The organism is Streptomyces sp. SS8 (genome assembly GCF_054072955.1).
This window is the reverse complement of the sequence record NZ_JBSVCZ010000067.1, coordinates 1-661: the sequence shown is the minus strand read 5'-3', so window position 1 is coordinate 661 and position 661 is coordinate 1. Positions and strand designations below refer to the sequence as shown.

1 pseudogene is annotated in these 661 nt (G+C 69.9%); it reads right to left on the bottom strand.

Features of this window, described 5'->3' with window-relative positions:
* Positions 1-475, bottom strand: a pseudogene (locus ACW69E_RS27740) (hypothetical protein); the annotation flags it as partial.
* Positions 476-661 lie beyond the last annotated feature (186 nt).

Sequence of the window (661 nt, the reverse complement as noted above, 5' to 3'; positions counted from 1 at the left end):
TCATCACGCCGATACGACGGCCGGTCGTCGCGACGGAAGCCGCGCCCGCGGTCGTCATCGCGACGCGGACCACGAGGCCGCTCGTCCCGACGCTCACCACGGTCGTCGTCCCGGCGCGGGCCACGCGGCCGGTCATCACGGCGGTCATCACGCCGATACGACGGCCGATCATCGCGACGGAAACCGCCCCGGTCGTCGCGCCGGTCACCGCCCCTCTGATCCCGGTCATCCCGACGGAACGACGGCCGATCATCGCGACGGAAACCACCACGGTCACCACGCTCGTCGTCCCGGCGCGGGCCACGCGGTCCGTCGTCACGGCGGTCATCGCGCCGATACGACGGCCGGTCGTCGCGGCGGAAGCCGCGCCCGCGGTCATCATCGCGACGCGGACCACGAGGCCGCTCGTCCCGACGCTCACCACGGTCGTCGTCCCGGCGCGGGCCACGCGGCCGGTCATCACGACGGAAACCACCCCGCCTCTCGTCGCCGCTGTGGCGACGCGGCCTGTCCGAGTGCTCGGGCCGGCCCGACTGCTCCTCCGAGGAATTGGACATTGGTGTGGCTCCTGTCTTGGGGTGATACACGTTCGATCTTGCGTACAAACAGAAAAAGGACCCTTGGTCCCAGCATGTACGCTGGGACCAAGGGTCCTTCAAAT